The 17,162-nt window shown below is 71.1% G+C and carries 13 protein-coding genes; 5 read left to right on the top strand and 8 right to left on the bottom strand.

What is annotated here, in order from left to right; all coding sequences use genetic code 11:
• The coding region (locus tag FLX07_RS33190; RefSeq protein ID WP_142575647.1) for an ATP-binding cassette domain-containing protein at positions 1-166 on the bottom strand (166 nt) is incomplete at its 3' end.
• A 19-nt stretch (positions 167-185) separates the two neighbouring features.
• The gene (locus FLX07_RS33195; RefSeq protein ID WP_142575648.1) at positions 186-1,373 is read right to left on the bottom strand and encodes an ROK family protein; all 1,188 of its coding nucleotides are present in this window, start codon (positions 1,371-1,373) and stop codon (positions 186-188) included.
• Positions 1,374-1,529: 156 nt separating this feature from the next.
• On the opposite strand from FLX07_RS33195, the gene FLX07_RS33200 reads away from it, so the two are divergent.
• Together FLX07_RS33200 and FLX07_RS33205 are read left to right on the top strand one after the other, a co-directional pair.
• Positions 1,530-2,273 (top strand): beta-phosphoglucomutase family hydrolase, encoded by a 744-nt coding sequence (locus FLX07_RS33200; protein WP_142575649.1) that lies wholly within the window; start codon positions 1,530-1,532, stop codon positions 2,271-2,273.
• Positions 2,270-4,672 (top strand): glycoside hydrolase family 65 protein, encoded by a 2,403-nt coding sequence (locus FLX07_RS33205; RefSeq protein WP_142575650.1) that lies wholly within the window; start codon positions 2,270-2,272, stop codon positions 4,670-4,672. Before FLX07_RS33200 ends, FLX07_RS33205 begins: the two co-directional genes overlap by 4 nt.
• A gap of 42 nt (positions 4,673-4,714) precedes the next feature.
• On the opposite strand, the gene FLX07_RS33210 is transcribed toward FLX07_RS33205, so the two are convergent.
• The 5 genes from FLX07_RS33210 to FLX07_RS33225 form a co-directional block, all read right to left on the bottom strand.
• Positions 4,715-5,623, bottom strand: coding sequence for an SDR family oxidoreductase (locus tag FLX07_RS33210; RefSeq protein ID WP_142575651.1), 909 nt, complete (start codon positions 5,621-5,623; stop codon positions 4,715-4,717).
• A 42-nt stretch (positions 5,624-5,665) separates the two neighbouring features.
• Positions 5,666-5,800 carry a hypothetical protein gene (locus FLX07_RS38605; RefSeq protein ID WP_263407713.1) on the bottom strand — a complete coding sequence of 45 codons (135 nt, stop codon included), beginning with the start codon at positions 5,798-5,800 and terminating at the stop codon, positions 5,666-5,668.
• Between the two features lie 29 nt (positions 5,801-5,829).
• A complete protein-coding gene (locus FLX07_RS33215) occupies positions 5,830-6,894 on the bottom strand; it encodes an MBL fold metallo-hydrolase (RefSeq protein ID WP_142575652.1) in 1,065 nt (354 codons plus the stop codon).
• A 61-nt stretch (positions 6,895-6,955) separates the two neighbouring features.
• Complete coding sequence (locus FLX07_RS33220) at positions 6,956-8,344, bottom strand: MFS transporter (RefSeq protein ID WP_142575653.1); 1,389 nt, start codon at positions 8,342-8,344, stop codon at positions 6,956-6,958.
• Positions 8,337-8,918: a winged helix-turn-helix domain-containing protein gene (locus tag FLX07_RS33225; protein WP_167748486.1), complete on the bottom strand. Its 582-nt coding sequence runs from the start codon at positions 8,916-8,918 to the stop codon at positions 8,337-8,339. The genes FLX07_RS33220 and FLX07_RS33225 overlap by 8 nt, the downstream gene beginning before the upstream one ends.
• Before the next feature lie 193 nt (positions 8,919-9,111).
• On the opposite strand from FLX07_RS33225, the gene FLX07_RS33230 reads away from it, so the two are divergent.
• On the top strand, positions 9,112-11,652 hold the full coding sequence (locus FLX07_RS33230) for a glycoside hydrolase family 9 protein (RefSeq protein ID WP_308424438.1): 2,541 nt from the start codon (positions 9,112-9,114) through the stop codon (positions 11,650-11,652).
• A 66-nt stretch (positions 11,653-11,718) separates the two neighbouring features.
• On the opposite strand, the gene FLX07_RS33235 is transcribed toward FLX07_RS33230, so the two are convergent.
• Positions 11,719-12,453: a type 1 glutamine amidotransferase gene (locus FLX07_RS33235; RefSeq protein ID WP_142575655.1), complete on the bottom strand. Its 735-nt coding sequence runs from the start codon at positions 12,451-12,453 to the stop codon at positions 11,719-11,721.
• A gap of 113 nt (positions 12,454-12,566) precedes the next feature.
• Between FLX07_RS33235 and FLX07_RS33240 the strand changes: the two genes are divergently transcribed.
• The gene (locus tag FLX07_RS33240) at positions 12,567-13,208 is read left to right on the top strand and encodes a B3/B4 domain-containing protein (RefSeq protein ID WP_142575656.1); all 642 of its coding nucleotides are present in this window, start codon (positions 12,567-12,569) and stop codon (positions 13,206-13,208) included.
• Positions 13,209-13,403: 195 nt separating this feature from the next.
• The gene (locus tag FLX07_RS33245) at positions 13,404-17,087 is read left to right on the top strand and encodes a multifunctional oxoglutarate decarboxylase/oxoglutarate dehydrogenase thiamine pyrophosphate-binding subunit/dihydrolipoyllysine-residue succinyltransferase subunit (protein WP_142575709.1); all 3,684 of its coding nucleotides are present in this window, start codon (positions 13,404-13,406) and stop codon (positions 17,085-17,087) included.
• The last annotated feature ends 75 nt before the right edge of the window (positions 17,088-17,162 follow it).

Raw genomic sequence — 17,162 nt, forward strand, 5'->3', positions numbered from 1 at the left:
CACCAGACAAGATCTTGATGAGCGTGGACTTCCCGGCACCGTTCTGGCCCAGCAGACAGTGCACCTCGCCGGCCCTGACCTCAAGGTCCACGCCGTCCAGCGCACGCACGCCGGGAAACTGCTTGACGATGCCCCTCATCTGGAGCAGGGGGTGTTCGTCTCCCATGGAATCTCCCAACGGTGATTCAGTTGGCGGAGTAGACGTGATCGCTGACGAGGCGGGTGGCGCCGATGACACCCGCGGTGTCGCCGAGTTCGGACAGCACGATCGGGAGGTTTCCGGTGGCGAGCGGCAGCGACCTGCGGTAGACGACGCTTCTGATCTCCGCGAGCAGCACGTGGCCGAGCTTGGCCACGCCACCCGCGATGATCACGAGGCCGGGGTTGAAGAAGCTGACCAGGCTCGCCAGCACCTGGCCAACCCGGCGCCCGCCGTCGCGGATCAGCCCGATCGCGCCCGCTTCGCCCTGCGCCGCCGCGACGGCGACGTCCTCGGCGGTCAGCGTGCCCACCGCCGCGAGCCGTTCGGCCAGGTACGGCGAGCCGCCCGAGCGGGCCACCGCGACGGCCTCCCGCGCCAGCGCGGCGCCGCCGAAGTACGCCTCCAGACAGCCCGAGTTGCCGCAGGAGCAGACCGGCCCGAGGTCGTCCACCCGGATGTGGCCGATGTCGCCGGCGCTGCCGGACACCCCGCGGTAGATCTTGCCGTTCACCACGATGCCGCAGCCGATGCCGGTGCCGATCTTGACGAGCAGGAAGTCGTCGACGTGCCGCGCGAGACCGGCGTGCAGCTCCCCGAGGGCCATGATGTTGACGTCGTTGTCGACCACTGTGGGACAGCCCAGCGCCTGCCCGACCGTCTCCCTGACCGGGTAGCGGTCCCAGCCCGGCATGATCGGCGGCACCACGGGGACGCCTTCGGCGAAGCTCACCGGCCCGGGGACGCCGATGCCGGCGCCGCTGAGCTCGGTGAAGAGCCCCTCTCGGCTCAGTTTGCCGAGCAGTTCGACGGCCCGGTCGAGCACGACGGCGGGCCCTTGTCTGATGTCGCAGGGCTCGCTCAGGTGACCGAGGACGTGGAGCTCTCCGTCGGTGACCGCGACGTCGATCGAGGTGGCTCCGATGTCGATCCCGCCGAACCGGATGTGACTGGCCAGCCGTACGCGTCCCGAGCGCCGGCCGCCGCGTGAGGCCGCCAGTCCGTCGGGCTCGGCGAACCCCAGCTCGATCAGCCGGTCCAGCTCGACGTTGAGCTTCGACCGCGACAGGTCCACCACGTCGCCGAGTTCGGCACGGGAACGCCGGCCGTCTCTCAGCAACCGCAGGAGTGCGGCCTGGTGGGCGCTCTCCGGCCTGCTGGTGGTCCTCTTCACGTACGCCTCCGCGTCCCGGTAATTGGCTGGAAACGTACCCCTTTTCCGCTAACGGGGGAAGGCCTTTTATCGAAGTGATGCAATCTTTCGCTGGAATCAACAAAAGTCAGGTTTCGTGTGCGGGGTAGGAGAGGATGGAAAACGGTAGGAGGGCACATGCTTGGGTTGCCTGACGAGGTGCGCGGCTGCCTGTTCGACATGGACGGGGTGCTCACGCGCACGGCCCGGATCCACGCCGCGGCGTGGAAGGAGATGTTCGACGAGTACCTGCGCGCGCGGGCGGTCGCCACCGGCACGCCGTACGTGCCCTTCGACGAGACCGGCGACTACGAGCGGTACGTCGACGGCAAGAAGCGCCTGGACGGCACGCGGGGATTCCTGGAGGCCAGGGGCATCGTCCTGCCCGAGGGCGAGCCCGACGACCCGCCGGGCACGCCCACCGTCAACGGCCTGAGCAACCGCAAGAACGAGCTGGTCCAGGCGATTCTCGACCGGCAGGGCGTGGAGGTCTTCGAGGGCTCGGCCCGCTACCTGCGCGCCGTCCGCGACGCCGGGCTGCGCCGCGCGGTCGTCTCCAGCAGCGCCAACACCGCGCGCGTGCTCGCCGCGGCCGGTCTTGAGGACATGTTCGACGCGCGGATCGACGGCGAGGTGGCCAGGGAGCGCGGCCTGGCCGGCAAGCCCGCCCCCGACATGTTCCTCGCCGCCGCCGAGACGCTCGGGCTCGCACCGGCCGAGGCCGCGGTGTTCGAGGACGCGCTGGCCGGGGTCGCCGCCGGGCGCGCGGGCGGCTTCGCCCTCGTGGTGGGCGTGGACCGCGGGCATCAGGCCGAAGCCCTGCGCGACAACGGCGCCGACACGGTGGTGACGGACCTCTCCGAACTGCTGGACGACAAATGATCAAACATCCTGCCTTCGTCGTCGAGCCGTGGTCGGTGCGGGAGTGCCACCTGCACACCGACGTGCTCGCCCAGACCGAGTCGGTGTTCGCGCTGTCCAACGGGCACATCGGGTTGCGCGGCAACCTCGACGAGGGCGAGCCGTACGGGCTGCCGGGCACCTACCTCAACTCCTTCTACGAGCTGCGCCCGCTGCCGTACGCCGAGGCGGGCTACGGCTACCCCGAGTCCGGCCAGACGGTCGTCAACGTCACCAACGGCAAACTGATCCGGCTGCTCGTGGACGACGAGCCGTTCGACGTCCGGTACGGCACGCTGCACTCACACGAGCGCATCCTCGATCTGCGGGCGGGGACGCTCATCCGGAAGGCCTGCTGGAGCTCGCCGACCGGCGCGCAGGTGCGCGTCACCTCGACCCGGCTCGTGTCCTTCACCCACCGGGCCGTGGCCGCGGTCCGCTACGAGGTGGAGCCGGTGGACCAGCCGCTCAACGTGGTCGTCCAGTCGGAGCTGGTGGCCAACGAGACCGTGCCGCCGCCGACCGCCGACCCCCGCGCCGCCGCCGCGCTGGAGGCGCCGCTGGTGCTGGAGGAGAACGTCGCCGCGCGCAACAACGTGTGCGTCATGGTCCACTCCACCAGGGCCAGCAGGCTGCGGCTCGCCGCGGGGATGCGTCACGAGATCGACGGCCCGGACGGCACCCGGGTCGAGTGCGACGGCGGCGGCAACGTCAGCCGGGTCACGATCGCCACCCGGCTCGTGCCGGGCGAGCGGCTGCGGCTGGACAAGTTCTTCGCCTACGGCTGGTCGGCCAAACGGTCCAGGCCCGCGATGCACGACCAGGTCGTGGCGGCGCTGGCGGCGGCCCGGCTCACCGGGTGGGACGGCCTGTGCGTCGAGCAGCGCGCCTTCCTCGACGATTTCTGGGCGGGCGCCGACGTCGAGGTCGAGGGCGACGCCGAGGTGCAGCAGGCCGTGCGCTTCGGGCTGTTCCACCTGCTCCAGGCGGGGGCCCGGCTGGAGCGGCGGCCCATCCCCGGCAAGGGACTGACCGGCTCGGGTTACGACGGCCACGCGTTCTGGGACACCGAGAGTTTCGTACTGCCGGTGGCCACCTACACCTACCCCCGGGCCGCCGCCGACGCCCTGATGTGGCGCGCCTCGATCCTGCCCCTCGCCCAGGCGCGGGCCGAGCAGCTCGGGCTGGCCGGGGCCGCCTTCCCCTGGCGGACGATCAACGGCGAGGAGTGCTCGGGATACTGGCCGGCGGGCACGGCGGCCTTCCACGTCAACGCCGACATCGCCACCGCGGTCACGCAGTACGTCGACGCGACCGAGGACACCGGCTTCGAGCGCGACTTCGGCCTGCCGCTGCTCGTGGCGACCGCTCGGCTGTGGTGCGCGCTCGGCCATCACGACGCCGAGGGCCGCTACCGCATCGACGGCGTGACCGGGCCGGACGAGTACAGCGCCGTCGCGGACAACAACGTCTACACCAACGTCATGGCCCGGCGGAACCTGCGGGCCGCCGCCGCGGCGGCCATACGCCACCTCGACCAGGCCGAGCGGCTCGGGGTCACGCTGGAGGAGACAGCCATGTGGCGCGACTGCGCCGCCGCGATCCCCCTGCCGTACGACGAGCGGCTGGGGGTCCACGAGCAGAACGAGGGGTTCACCCGGCACGCGGTGTGGGACTTCGCGGGCACCGCACCCGAGCGGTATCCGCTGCTGCTCCACTTCCCCTACTTCGACCTGTACCGCAAGCAGGTCGTCAAGCAGGCCGACCTCGTACTGGCCATGCACCTGTGCGGCGAGGCGTTCACACCCGAGCAGAAGGCGCGCAACTTCGCCTACTACGAGGCGCTGACCGTGCGGGACTCCTCGCTGTCGTCGTGCACCCAGGCCGTGCTCGCCGCCGAGGTGGGGCAGCTCGACCTCGCCTACGCCTATCTCGGCGAGGCCGCGCTGATGGACCTGCGCGACCTGGAGCACAACACCCGCGACGGCGTCCACATGGCCTCGCTCGCCGGGGCGTGGATCGCGCTCGTGGCCGGGTTCGGCGGCATGCGGGCGGAGGGGGGACGGATCCGCTTCGCCCCCCGCCTGCCCTCGGGCATCACCCGGCTCACCTTCCGCGTCCGCTACCGGGGCCGCCTGCTGCGGATCGACGTCACCCCGGACGGCACGACGTACCGGCTCCTGCACGGCAAGCCCCTCACACTGTCGCACCACGGCGAGGAGTTCACGCTCGGCGCGCAGCCGCAGGCCCGGCGCAACGCGCCGGCGCCCTTCCCGGACCTGCGGGTCAGGCAGCCGCCCGGCCGCGCGCCCGCGCCCCGGCGGCCCGGGGACCTGTCCCGCGACGTCACCGGCCCGGACGAGCAGGCGCAGGAGCTCTGACGGCCCGGCCGGACGCGAGAGGCCAGATAAAGCCAGAGGGGTTCAGAGCATCGCCTGCAGGGAGGCGGCGGCCTGCTCGCCGAGCTTCGTCGGGAGATGGGGCTGCTCGGCCATGACGGACTCCCAGTTGTCGCGGATCGCCTCGGCGGTGAGGTCGTCGGTCCGCCAGCCGGGCCCCTCGGCCACGAACACCCGGGCGATCCGCCCGGCGCCGACCGAGAACACCTCGCCGCTGGTCTCGCAGCTCTCGTGGGCCAGGTAGGCCACCAGCGGGCTGACCCGCTCGGGGGCGAACCGGCTCTCGAACTCCGCGGGCAGCAGCGTCTCGGTCATCCGCGTCCACGCGACGGGGGCGATCGCGTTGGCCCTGATGTTCGCCCGCGCGCCCTCGATGCCGAGCGTCTTGGTCAGGCCCACCAGGCCCATCTTGGCCGTCGAGTAGTTGGCCTGGCCGAAGTTGCCGAACAGCCCGGCGGGCGAGGAGGTGTTCACGATCCGTCCGTACGCCTGCTCCTTCATGTGCGGGAACGCCGCGCGGCTCACCAGGAACGAGCCACGCACGTGCACGGCGATCACGGCGTCGAACTCCTCGACCGTCATCTTCCCGAACGAGCGGTCGCGGAGGATGCCGGCGTTGTTGACGACGACGTCGACGCGGCCGAACGCGTCGAGCGCCGTCCGCACGATCGCCTCCGCGCCCTCCGGGGTGGCGACGTCGTCGGTGCTGGCCACCGCCTCGCCGCCGTTCTTCACGATCAGTTCGGCGACCTCCGCCGCCGGCCCTGAGGACGCGCCGGTGCCGTCGAGCGCGCCGCCGAGGTCGTTGACGACGACCTTCGCCCCGCGCCGGCCGAGCAGCAGCGCGTGCGACCGGCCGAGGCCGTGCCCGGCTCCGGTGACGATCGCGACCCTTCCGTCGAACCTCAGCTCGGACCCCTCAGCAGCCGACATGGCGCCACCCTTCGATAAAGAGAACAAGGTTCTGGTAGCACTTTATCCTTCGACGGCGGTGCCGCCAGGAGTAGTCGGCCGCCCGGTGCGCGGGTGGGCGACGGCGACCCTGACCTCGGTCTCCTGCCGCGGCGGCGGCACGGCCACCCAGCCGGCCGCGAGCGCCGCCTCGGCCACGTCCGGCCGGTACGGCCCGCGCGTCCGCGTCAGGCGGACGGCGCGTGCCAGAGGTCGGGCTCGCCCGGCACGCGGGTGACCATGTCCCGCTGCTCCAGCCACACCAGGTGGGCGAGCGTCTCGTTGTTGGCCGCCCGCCGCATGTGCGCGGGGATCTCCTCCCAGCTGCGCGACCAGGTGAGCCGGGTGGCGATGTCCCAGCAGGTGGAGCCGTCGCCCTCCGCCACGACCCGCCGCACCTCCGCCAGCCGCTCCTCGTGGTGCCCGATGACGTAGTCCGCCCGCTTCGTCAGCTCCAGGAAGCGGTACTCGTGCGCGGGCAGCACCTCCTCGACGTCGAGCTTGCCCACCGCCCGCAGCGCGTCGAGGTAGTCGGCGAGCGGGTTGGCCGCCGACTGGGGGTGCACGGCGACCATCGGCGTGATCCGGGCGAGCACGTGGTCGCCGGAGAACAGCAGGCGACGCTCCTGCTCCACGAAGCACAGGTGACCGGGCGAGTGGCCGGGCGTCCAGATCGCCCGCAGGTCCCAGCCGGGCAGGTCGAGCCGGTCGCCGTCCTCGATGAGCCGATCGGGCGTCGCCATCGTGACGAACTGGCGCAGCATCACCGACGCGCCGGCGAGCTCCTGTGCCGTCAGGTCCGGCACCCCGCACCTGACCAGCAGGGCGCGCTCCCGCCGCACGAGCGACTCGATCGCCGACTCGTCGTATCGGTCGTGCAGGTTGCGGGCGTCGGCCGGATGCAGCCCGATCCAGGCGCCGGAGACCTCCCGGACCCGTCCGGCCAGTCCGTAGTGGTCCGGGTGGATGTGCGTGACCAGCACGGCCCTCACGTCGGTGATCTCGTATCCGGCCGTGGCGAGCCCCGCGACGAGCGCGTCGTACGCCTCCTCGGTGTTCCATCCGGCGTCGATGATCACGACCCCGTCCGGAACCTCCAGGGCGTAGACCAGGACGTAGCGCAGCGGATTGATCGGGATCGGGACGGGAATCGACCACAGCCCCGGCCGCACCCGTTCGACCTCGGGCAGTTCCCCGCCCAGCCACGCCGCGCGCTGCGCCTCGTTCGCCGCGGTCACGATCACCTTGCGCATCGGCTCCCCGCCCTTCTCGCAGCCCTGCCCGCCTGATTGTGCCGCCTTACCGAATTTGGTTCTACTGGGGGTGCCTCGGAGCGGGACCGGCGGGGAGGCGCACGTACAGGAGGGCGGAGGCGAGGACGACCACGGCGGTGAGCACCCAGACGGGGCCGACGCCGGCGATGCCCGACAGCGGCACCAGGCAGAGCGAGGAGAGCATGCCGCCGAACTGGAGCTGCAGGGAGTCCACCGACATCACGGTGGCCCGCCGATCGGCGGCGACCCGCTGGTGCAGCAGTTCGGACCTGAGCAGGGAGGCGACCGCGAGCGCGGTGAACAGCAGCACGTACGTCGCCCCGGTCGCGACCACCCCGGCCGCGCCGCGCAGGACGGTCGAGGCGGCCAGCGCGGCGACCGCCGCCCCCGTGACGACCGTGGCCGAGGCGGCCGCGCGGACCGAGCCGCGCAGGAGCCGGGCGAGCGGCGGCGCGAGGGAACTGCCGAGCGCGCCGGCGGCGAAGCCGGCGAAGGTCACGAAGGCGTAGGCCGCGCCGCCCGTCTCGGATCCTCCGGTCAGGGCGGCGAGGCGTCCGGGGGTCAGCAGCTCGATGGTGTTCAGCATCACGCCGGCCCCGGCGGCCAGCAGCAGCAATCGTCCGAGGGCGCGGTCGGCCAGGCCGAGCCGGATCCCGGCGACGATCGTGACCGGCACGTCGCGGACCACTTCGGCCACCCGTACCGCCGCCCATACCGCCACCCGGGCGGGCGCCCTCCCCGCACGGCTCGGTTCGCGCATGAGCACGAGCACGGCCACGAGGAGGACGAGCGCGGCCCCCGCCCCCGCCCAGATCGGCGCGGCGAGCGGGTCCCGGCGTACGGCCAGCGGGAGCAGGCCGCCGGCGAGCGTGCCGAGCGCCAGGGCGGCCGAGCCCGCGACGTTGCCGGCCGCCAGCCCGGGCTTCAGGTCGGCGGCCGGGCCGTACCGGGCGTGCAGGGTGTCGACGTACCACGCCTGGGCCGGCCCGCTGGACAGCGCACGCGCGACGCCCTTGAGCACGGAGGCGACCAGGAACGGCCACATCGAGTGCGCCAGGGCCATCACGACCAGCGCGACCACGCTGACGACGGCCGACGCGGCGAGCACCGGGCGTCTGCCGAGGACGTCGGCGAGCCCGCCCGTCGGCAGTTCGAGCACGACGATCGTGACCGAGTAGGCCCCGGTGACCAGGCCGATTTCGGCGATGTCCAGCCCCCTGGCGGACATCAGCAGCACCATCGGCGCCAGCATCAGGCCGGTCGGCAGCCAGGTGAGGAACTCGATCGCGGCGTAGCGCCCGTGCTCGCGCAGGCCCGGCCGCGGGGTCTCGGCGAGCGGCTCCCGCTGATGTATCACCGGCTCACCCGTGACCCGCTCATCCGTGACCGGCTCACCCGTGACCGGCTCGCCCGTGATCCGCTCATCCATGACCGGCCGCCGGGTCGCGGCGCGGATGGGCCGCCAGCAGGACCGCGACCGGGCGGGCGTCCGGGTCGTCCCGGTCCCGCTCCGCGGCCTCCAGGAGCATGGCCGACATCCGCTCGTAGAGGTACGTCACCGTCGCCGGCGACAGCCGCACCACCAGGTCGGACATGCCGGCGGCCTCGGCCCACGCCTCGCTCCACAGGTCGCGCTCGCGCTCGAAGTTCTCGACGTCGGCGGTGAGCTTTTCGAGCTGGCGCCGCCGCAGGAACGCCGCGGCCTCCCGGCCCTCGGCGGTCGCGGCCATCTCCACGTCGCTCCACGCGGTGAACCGGTGGATCGCCCGCCACCGCCGCTCGCGCCGGTCGCGCTGGCCGGGATCGGCCTCCACGAAGCCATACCTGACGAGCTGGCGCAGGTGATAGCTGGTGGAGCCGGAGCTCTCGCCGAGGCGCCCGGCCAGCTCGGTCGCGGTCGCCGGGCCGTTCGTGCGCAGCTCCCCCAGCAGCAGCACCCGCAGCGGGTGGGCGACCGCCTTCAGCGTGCGGGGATCGTGGACGTGGAAGACCTCGTGATCCATACGGGTGACGCTAACATTGCAAAGACATCTTTGCAGAATCCTCTTTGCAGAAATGTAAGTTTCAGCCGTGCCCCCTCGCAATGGCCGGTCAGGCGCGTCTCGCCGCGGTGATCGTTGACGTCCGCGGAAACCCGGAGGAAGCATGCGAGTCGCTCACCGCTTTGGGAGCGCTCCCACTCCCCCGAGGACCATTGTGCTCAGACGAATCGGCATTCTCGCCGTGGTGGCACTGGCCACGGCGTGCCTGACCGGCGCACCTCCCGCCACGGCGGAAGAGGGTCCGGAACAGATCCCCAACGGCACGTTCGACACCACCACCGATCCGTGGTGGCACACCGCGAACCTGAACTTCGAGCTGTCCGACGGCCGGCTCTGCACCGACGTCCCCGCGGGCACGACCAACCCCTGGGACGCGATCGTCGGCGTCAACGACATCCCGCTGGTGAAGGACGAGACCTACGCCTTCAGCTTCTTCGCCACCGCGAACCCCGGGAAGGTCGCCAGGGCGTACGTCCAGCTCCCGATCGACCCCTACACGCAGTACGTGTCGGCCGCCCCCGAGCTGAGCGTCTCGGGCAACACCTACAGCTACACGTTCACCTCGCCGGTCGACCTGCCCGACGCGCAGGTCGTCTTCCAGATCGGCGGCAGCGCGACGGCGTGGCGGTTCTGCGTGGACAACGTCTCCCTCAAGGGCGGGGCGCCGCCGGAGGTCTACACGCCCGACACCGGCCCCCGGGTCCGGGTGAACCAGGTGGCCTACCTGCCCAAGGGTCCCAAGAACGCCACCCTGGTCACCGACGCCGCCGAGGCGCTGCCGTGGCAGCTCAAGAACTCCGCCGGGACCGTCGTCTCGCACGGCACGACCACCCCTCGCGGCGTCGACGCCAGCTCCGGGCAGAACGTCCACTCGATCGACTTCGGCACGTACACGAAGGCCGGGACCGGCTACACGCTGACCGCCGACGGTGAGACGAGCCGGCCGTTCGACATCAAGCCCGACGCGTACGCCGGCCTCAAGCTCGACGCGCTGAAGTTCTACTACACCCAGCGCAGCGGAATCGCGATCGACGACGCCCTGCGTCCCGGGTACGGCAGGCCCGCCGGCCACGCGGGCGTCGCCCCCAACAAGGGCGACACCAACGTGCCCTGCCAGCCGGGCGTCTGCGACTACTCCCTCGACGTGTCCGGCGGCTGGTACGACGCGGGCGACCACGGCAAGTACGTCGTCAACGGCGGCATCTCGGTCGCCCAGCTCATGAGCGAGTTCGAGCGCACCAAGAACGCCGCGACCGCCAAGCCGATCGGGAGCCTGAACATCCCCGAGAGCGGCGACGACGTCCCCGACGTGCTCGACGAGGCCCGCTGGGAGCAGGAGTTCCTGCTGAAGATGCAGCGGACCGACGGCATGGTCCACCACAAGATCCACGACGAGAACTGGACCGGCCTGCCGCTGCTGCCGCACCTGGACGAGCAGAAGCGCGAGCTGCACCCGGTCTCCACGGCCGCCACACTCAACCTCGCCGCGACGGCCGCCCAGGCGGCCCGGATCTTCGCGCCGTACGACGCCGCGTTCGCCGCGAAGAACCTCGCTGCGGCGAAGAAGGCGTGGACGGCGGCCAAGGCGAACCCGAACCTGCTGGCCTCCCCCTCCGACGGCGTCGGCGGCGGCACCTACGACGACGCCAACGTCAGCGACGAGTTCTACTGGGCGGCGGCCGAGCTCTACATCACCACGGGTGACAAGGAGTACAAGGACTTCGTCCTCGCCTCCCCGCACCACACGGCCGACATCTGGAAGACGGGCGCCATGGACTGGGGCAACGTCGCGGCGCTCGGCCGCCTCGACCTGGCCACCGTGCCCAACGACCTGCCCGGCCGCGACGCCGTGCGCGCCTCGGTGGTCGCCGGCGCGGACAAGTACCTCGCCGTGCTGAAGGCCCACCCGTACGGCCTGCCGTACGACACGACGGCCTACGACTGGGGATCGAACAGCATCGTCGTCAACAACCTGGTGGTCATCGCCACGGCCTATGACCTCACCGGCGACGTGAAGTATCGCGACGGCGTGCTGGAGGGCATCGACTACATCTTCGGCCGCAACGCGCTCAACCAGTCGTACGTGACCGGTTACGGCGAGGTGGCGTCGAAGAACCAGCACACCAGGTGGTACGCCCACTCGCTGGACACCTCGCTGCCGAACCCGCCGCGCGGCACGCTCGCGGGCGGCCCCAACTCCGCCATCCAGGACCCGGTGGCCCAGGCGAAGCTCAAGGGCTGCGTGGCGCAGTTCTGCTACATCGACGACATCGGCTCCTGGGCGACCAACGAGCTGACGATCAACTGGAACTCGCCGCTGTCGTGGATCTCGGCGTTCGTGGCCGACCAGGGTGACGGTGGCGTCAAGCCTCCCGCCGTGGAGTGCAAGGTCACCTACACCACCCACGGTTCGTGGCCGGCGGGCTTCACCACCCAGGTCACCGTCGAGAACACCGGCAAGAAGGCGATCGACGGCTGGGCGCTGAAGTGGTCGTTCCTGGGCGGCCAGGAGATCGACCACAGCTGGAGCGCCGAGTTCTCGCAGGAGGCGGCGACCGTGACCGCCGCGAACGAGACCTGGAACAAGACCATCAAGCCGCACCAGTCGGTCACCTTCGGCTTCAACGGCAAGGCCGCGCCGGGGGCCAACCCGACGCCCGGCCTGTTCACGCTGAACGGCACCGCCTGCGCCTGACCCGATCCGCACCCGGATCGGAAAGACCCGGCCGCCGCCCCCAGAAGGGGCGGCGGCCGGTTCCGCTCAGGCCCCGCGCCCAGGCCAGGACCGTCCGTCCCTGACCAGGGCGGCGAAACGGGAGGCCACCTCACGCCAGGCGGCCCGCGAAAGCGGATCGTCGGCCACGGCGGAGGCGTACAGCTCGTCGAGGTCGAGACCCCGCCTGCGGGTGTGCTCGACGTCCCACCGCCGGATGCGTTCGGGCCCGGCCTCGGGGTGGAACTGCACGCCCCAGGCGCGCTCGCCCAGCCGGAAGGCCTGGTAGGGGCAGCGTTCGGTCTCGGCGAGCCAGACCGCGTCCGGCGGCAGGGCCGTGACGGCGTCGATGTGGTTCTCGATCGCCGGCACGGCGGCGGGCAGCCCGCGGAAGACCACGTCGTCAGCCGCCTCGGCCCTCATGGTGATGGACGTGCTGCCGTGCTCGGGCGCCCCGGCCTCGCCCTGGACCTTCCCACCGCCGACCGAGGCGAGCATCTGCCCGCCCAGGCAGATACCGAAGAACGGCACCGACCGGGCGAGGGCCTGCTCGACGAGGGCACGGGCGGACGGCAGCCAGGGCGCCTTGTCGTCGTCGTCCGGCAGGTAACCGCCGCCGAGCACGATCAGGCCGTCGTGCTCCAGCCGCGTCGGGAGGGGCGACCCGTCGAAGGCGGTGACCACGTCGACCGCGACCCCGGCGGCGTCCAGCCATTCCCCGAACCGCCCGGGGCCCCCGTTCGCGCCGTTCTGCACGGCGAGCACACGTGGCGATTCCGGCATGAGGCCGGACTCTACGCCCCCCGCCCGGCCGGCGACCGCGTGACCCGGCCCTGACCGGGCTCGACGCGGTGGCGACGCGGTGGCGACGCGCGCCTGCCCATAAAGTGAACGGCGTGATCGACGACATCTGGGTGGACGACGCCGTCACGGCGCTGCGTCCGGACTTCGCCGTCCTGGTGGTCTGCGCGTACGGCCTGCGCAACGGGCCGTCCGACGATCGTTCGCGGGCCTGGCTCGCCGACGCGGCGGTTCACGCCGTGCCGCAGGACGACGAGAGGATCGAGGCCTGGCGGACGGCCTACCGCGCCTTCGGCGCCAAGCCCCAGCGCACCCGGCCGTCGGTCGACGCGCTGGTGCGCCGGATGCCGCTCCCGGAGATCAACCTGGTGGTGGACGCCTACAACAGCGTGTCCGTACGGCACGGCCTGCCGATCGGCGGTGAGGACCTGCGCCGCTACCAGGGCGTCGCCCGGCTGGTGCGGGCCGCGGGCGACGAGCCCTCGGAGGAGGCGCTGGGCGACCCGGGGATCGGCGAGGTGGTGTGGCGCGACGACGCGGGCGTCACCTGCCGGCGGTGGAACTGGCGGCAGTGCGTCAGGACGAGGATCACCGAGGACACGGTGGACGCGCTCTTCCTTCTGGAGCGCCTCGAACCGCTCTCTCTGGACGCGTTGCGTGCCGCGGGCGACGACCTCGCGGGTATGCTGTCCGATATAGATCCCAATATCCGGATCGGGTCGCGGCTCATCGGCTGACCAGTTGATGTGACCAGAGGGTAAGAGGCACCTCACCACCCAGACGGGCTATCCGCGCGTGACCTGTTTTATCGATCCTGGGAGGATGGGCCGGGACCTGCGACCCGCCGGGGCGCACGTCGGTGTGCGAGGCGAGTAGCCTTGGACAGGTTCATCAACATCAACGCCGATCTGCGGAAGAGGGCGATTTCCGCCGTGTCGTCTGAGTCGTCGCGGTCAAACCCACTGGCAAGCTTTGGGCAAAATGAGTGGCTTGTCGATGAGTTGTACCAGAAGTATCTCGAAGATCCCGAGTCTGTTGACCAGGCCTGGTGGCACTTCTTCGCTGACTACAACGGGACGGCCAAGCCCGCTCCGTCCAAGTCCGCGGTCGCCGCGAACGGCGCGACCACGACGGCGGCGCCACAGGCTCCCGCTCCGGTGAGTCCGGCCCCGCAGACGGCGCCCCCGCCCCCGCAGCCGAAGCCGCAGGCGAAGCCCGAGGCAAAGGCGCCCGCCAAGCAGCCGGCCCCGGCCGGCGCGGTCGAGGAGAAGCTGCGCGGCGCCGCCGCGCGCACCGCCGCCAACATGGAGGCCTCGCTCGTCGTTCCCACGGCCACGAGCGTCCGCGCGGTCCCCGCGAAGCTGCTGGTCGACAACCGCATCGTCATCAACAACCATCTGTCGCGCGGCCGTGGCGGCAAGATCTCCTTCACCCACGTCATCGGTTACGCGATCGTCCAGGCGCTCAAGTCGCTGCCTGACATGAACTACTCGTACGGCGAGGCGGACGGCAAGCCGGTCCTCGTCAAGCCGGAGCACGTCGGGCTCGGCCTCGCCATCGACGTGCAGAAGAGCGACGGCAGCCGCCAGCTGCTCGTGCCCTCGATCAAGCAGGCCGAGACCATGGACTTCCGCCAGTTCTGGGTGGCGTACGAGGAGATCGTGCGCAAGGCCCGGGCGGGCAAGCTCGGCGTGGACGACTTCCAGAACACGACGATCTCCCTGACCAACCCCGGCACGATCGGCACGGTCCACTCGGTGCCGCGGCTGATGCCCGGCCAGGGCACGATCATCGGCGTCGGCGCGATGGAGTACCCGGCGGAATACCAGGGCGCCTCGGAGGAGACCCTGTCCCGCCTGGCCATCAGCAAGGTGATGACGCTCACCTCCACCTACGACCACCGGATCATCCAGGGCGCCCAGTCGGGCGACTTCCTGCGCCGCATCCACCAGCTCCTGCTCGGCGCCGACGACTTCTACGACGAGATCTTCGAGTCGCTGCGCATCCCGTACGAGCCGGTCCGCTGGGTCCAGGACATCTCCGCCACCCACGACGACGACGTGGCCAAGTCGGCGCGTGTGCTGGAGCTCATCCACGCCTACCGGGTCCGCGGCCACCTCATGGCCGACACCGACCCGCTGGAGTACCGCCAGCGCAAGCACCCCGACCTCGACATCCAGTCGCACGGCCTGACACTGTGGGACCTGGAGCGCGAGTTCCCGACGGGCGGCTTCGGCAGCAAGCCGCTGATGAAGCTGCGCGACATCCTCGGCGTGCTGCGCGACTCGTACTGCCGCACGATCGGCATCGAGTACATGCACATCCAGAACCCCGAGGAGCGGGCCTGGATCCAGGAGCGGGTGGAGCAGCCGCACGCCAAGCCCAGCCGCGAGGAGCAGCTGAACATCCTGCGCCGGCTCAACACGGCCGAGGCGTTCGAGACCTTCCTGCAGACCAAGTACGTCGGCCAGAAGCGGTTCTCGCTGGAGGGCGGCGAGTCGCTGATCCCGCTGCTCGACTCGGTGATCAGCTGCGCGGCGGCCGAGCGTCTCGACGAGGTCGTCATCGGCATGGCCCACCGCGGCCGGCTCAACGTGCTCGCCAACATCGTGGGCAAGTCGTACGCCCAGGTGTTCGGCGAGTTCGAGGGCAACATCGACCCGCGCAGCGCGCACGGCTCCGGCGACGTGAAGTACCACCTCGGCGCGAGCGGCGACTTCGTGGCGCCGAACGGCAACAAGATCAGCACCTCTGTGGTCGCCAACCCCTCGCACCTGGAGGCCGTCGACCCCGTTCTGGAGGGCGTGGTCCGGGCCAAGCAGGACCTGCTGGAGCGCGGCGAGGAGGGCTTCACCGTCCTGCCCGTGCTCGTCCACGGCGACGCGGCGTTCGCCGGCCAGGGCGTGGTCGCCGAGACCCTGCACCTGTCCCAGCTGCGCGGCTACCGCACCGGTGGCACCGTCCACATGGTGGTGAACAACCAGGTCGGCTTCACCACCTCGCCCGCCTCCTCGCGGTCGAGCGTGTACGCCACCGACGTCGCGCGCATGATCCAGGCGCCGATCTTCCATGTGAACGGCGACGACCCCGAGGCGGTCGTGCGGGTCGGCCGGCTGGCCTACGAATACCGACAGACGTTCCTCAAGGACGTCGTCATCGACCTGATCTGCTACCGGCGGCGCGGTCACAACGAGACCGACAACCCGGCGTTCACGCAGCCGCTGATGTACGACCTCATCGACGCCAAGCGCTCGACCCGCAAGCTGTACACCGAGGCCCTCATCGGCCGCGGGGACATCACGGTCGAGGAGGCCGAGCAGGCCCTGCGCGACTACCAGGAGCAGCTCGAACGGGCCTTCACCGAGACCCGGGAGGCCACGAAGCAGCCGCTCCAGCCGGGTGCGGTCGTGCGGCCGGAGCCCGACGAGGTGATCCCGTGGTCGCACGAGGACACCAAGACGGCGATCTCGGAGGAGGTCGTCAAGCGGGTCGTCGACACCCAGCTCAACCTGCCCGAGGGCTTCACCATCCACCCGCGGCTGGCCCCGGTGATCCAGCGCCGCGGCGCGATGATCGCCGAGGACGCGATCGACTGGGCGACCGGTGAGCTGCTCGCGTTCGGGTCGCTCCTCATCGACGACCATCCGGTCCGCCTGGTCGGTCAGGACTCCCGCCGCGGCACCTTCGGCCAGCGTCACGCCGTGCTGGTCGACCGGGTCAGCGGCGAGGAGCACACCCCGCTCAAGACGTTCAACCAGGGCACCACGAAGTTCTACGCGTACGACTCGCTGCTCAGCGAGTTCGCCGCGATGGGCTTCGAGTACGGCTACAGCGTGGTCCGCCCGGACGCCCTGGTCGCCTGGGAGGCGCAGTTCGGCGACTTCGCCAACGGCGCTCAGTCGATCATCGACGAGTTCATCTCGTCGGGCGAGCAGAAGTGGGGCCAGCGCTCCTCGGTCGTGTTGCTGCTGCCGCACGGTTACGAGGGCCAGGGCCCGGACCACTCCTCCGCCCGCATCGAGCGCTACCTGCAGCTGTGCGCGCAGGACAACATGACGGTGGCGCAGCCGAGCACCCCGGTGAGCTACTTCCACCTGCTGCGCTGGCAGGTGCTGTCGGATCGGCGCAAGCCCCTCGTGATCTTCACGCCCAAGTCGCTGCTGCGGCTCAAGGCGGCGGCCTCGGCCACCTCGGAGTTCACCTCCGGCGCCTTCCGCCCCGTCATCGGCGACTCGAAGGTGGACCCGTCGGCGGTCCGCAAGGTCGTGGTCTGCTCAGGCAGGATCTACTACGACCTGCTCGCGCGGCGCGAGAAGGACGGCAGGAATGACGTGGCGCTGGTCCGCCTGGAGCGCCTCTACCCGTTCCCGGAGAACCCGCTCAAGGCCGAGCTGGCCCGCTACGGCGCGGACACGGAGCTGCTCTGGGCACAGGACGAGCCCGTCAACATGGGCCCGTGGCCGTACCTCAGCCTGAAGATGGTGGAGAAGCCCGACCTGCTCGGGGGCCGCACCTTCCGCAGGGTCTCGCGTACGCCGAACTCCTCGCCGGCCGTCGGCTCGCACGCCAAGCACGACGAGGAACTGCACGGCATCCTGAGCGAGATCTTCGACTGAGCGGGGATCCCGCACCGCTGAGGAGGTCCCCCACGCCCGTGGGGGACCTCTCTCCATGATCAGGACATTCACTGG

The sequence above is a fragment of the Microbispora bryophytorum genome (assembly GCF_006874465.1).
GTDB classification, from domain to species: domain Bacteria; phylum Actinomycetota; class Actinomycetes; order Streptosporangiales; family Streptosporangiaceae; genus Microbispora; species Microbispora bryophytorum.

Excerpts from the sequence above, each read along its gene's own strand:
- FLX07_RS33200 (WP_142575649.1), top strand. The coding sequence starts at position 1,530 with ATGCTTGGGTTGCCTGACGAGGTGCGCGGCTGCCTGTTCGACATGGAC.
- FLX07_RS33205 (WP_142575650.1), top strand. The coding sequence starts at position 2,270 with ATGATCAAACATCCTGCCTTCGTCGTCGAGCCGTGGTCGGTGCGGGAG.
- FLX07_RS33210 (WP_142575651.1), bottom strand. The coding sequence starts at position 5,623 with ATGTCGGCTGCTGAGGGGTCCGAGCTGAGGTTCGACGGAAGGGTCGCG.
- FLX07_RS33215 (WP_142575652.1), bottom strand. The coding sequence starts at position 6,894 with ATGCGCAAGGTGATCGTGACCGCGGCGAACGAGGCGCAGCGCGCGGCG.
- FLX07_RS33220 (WP_142575653.1), bottom strand. The coding sequence starts at position 8,344 with ATGGATGAGCGGATCACGGGCGAGCCGGTCACGGGTGAGCCGGTCACG.
- FLX07_RS33225 (WP_167748486.1), bottom strand. The coding sequence starts at position 8,918 with ATGGATCACGAGGTCTTCCACGTCCACGATCCCCGCACGCTGAAGGCG.
- FLX07_RS33235 (WP_142575655.1), bottom strand. The coding sequence starts at position 12,453 with ATGCCGGAATCGCCACGTGTGCTCGCCGTGCAGAACGGCGCGAACGGG.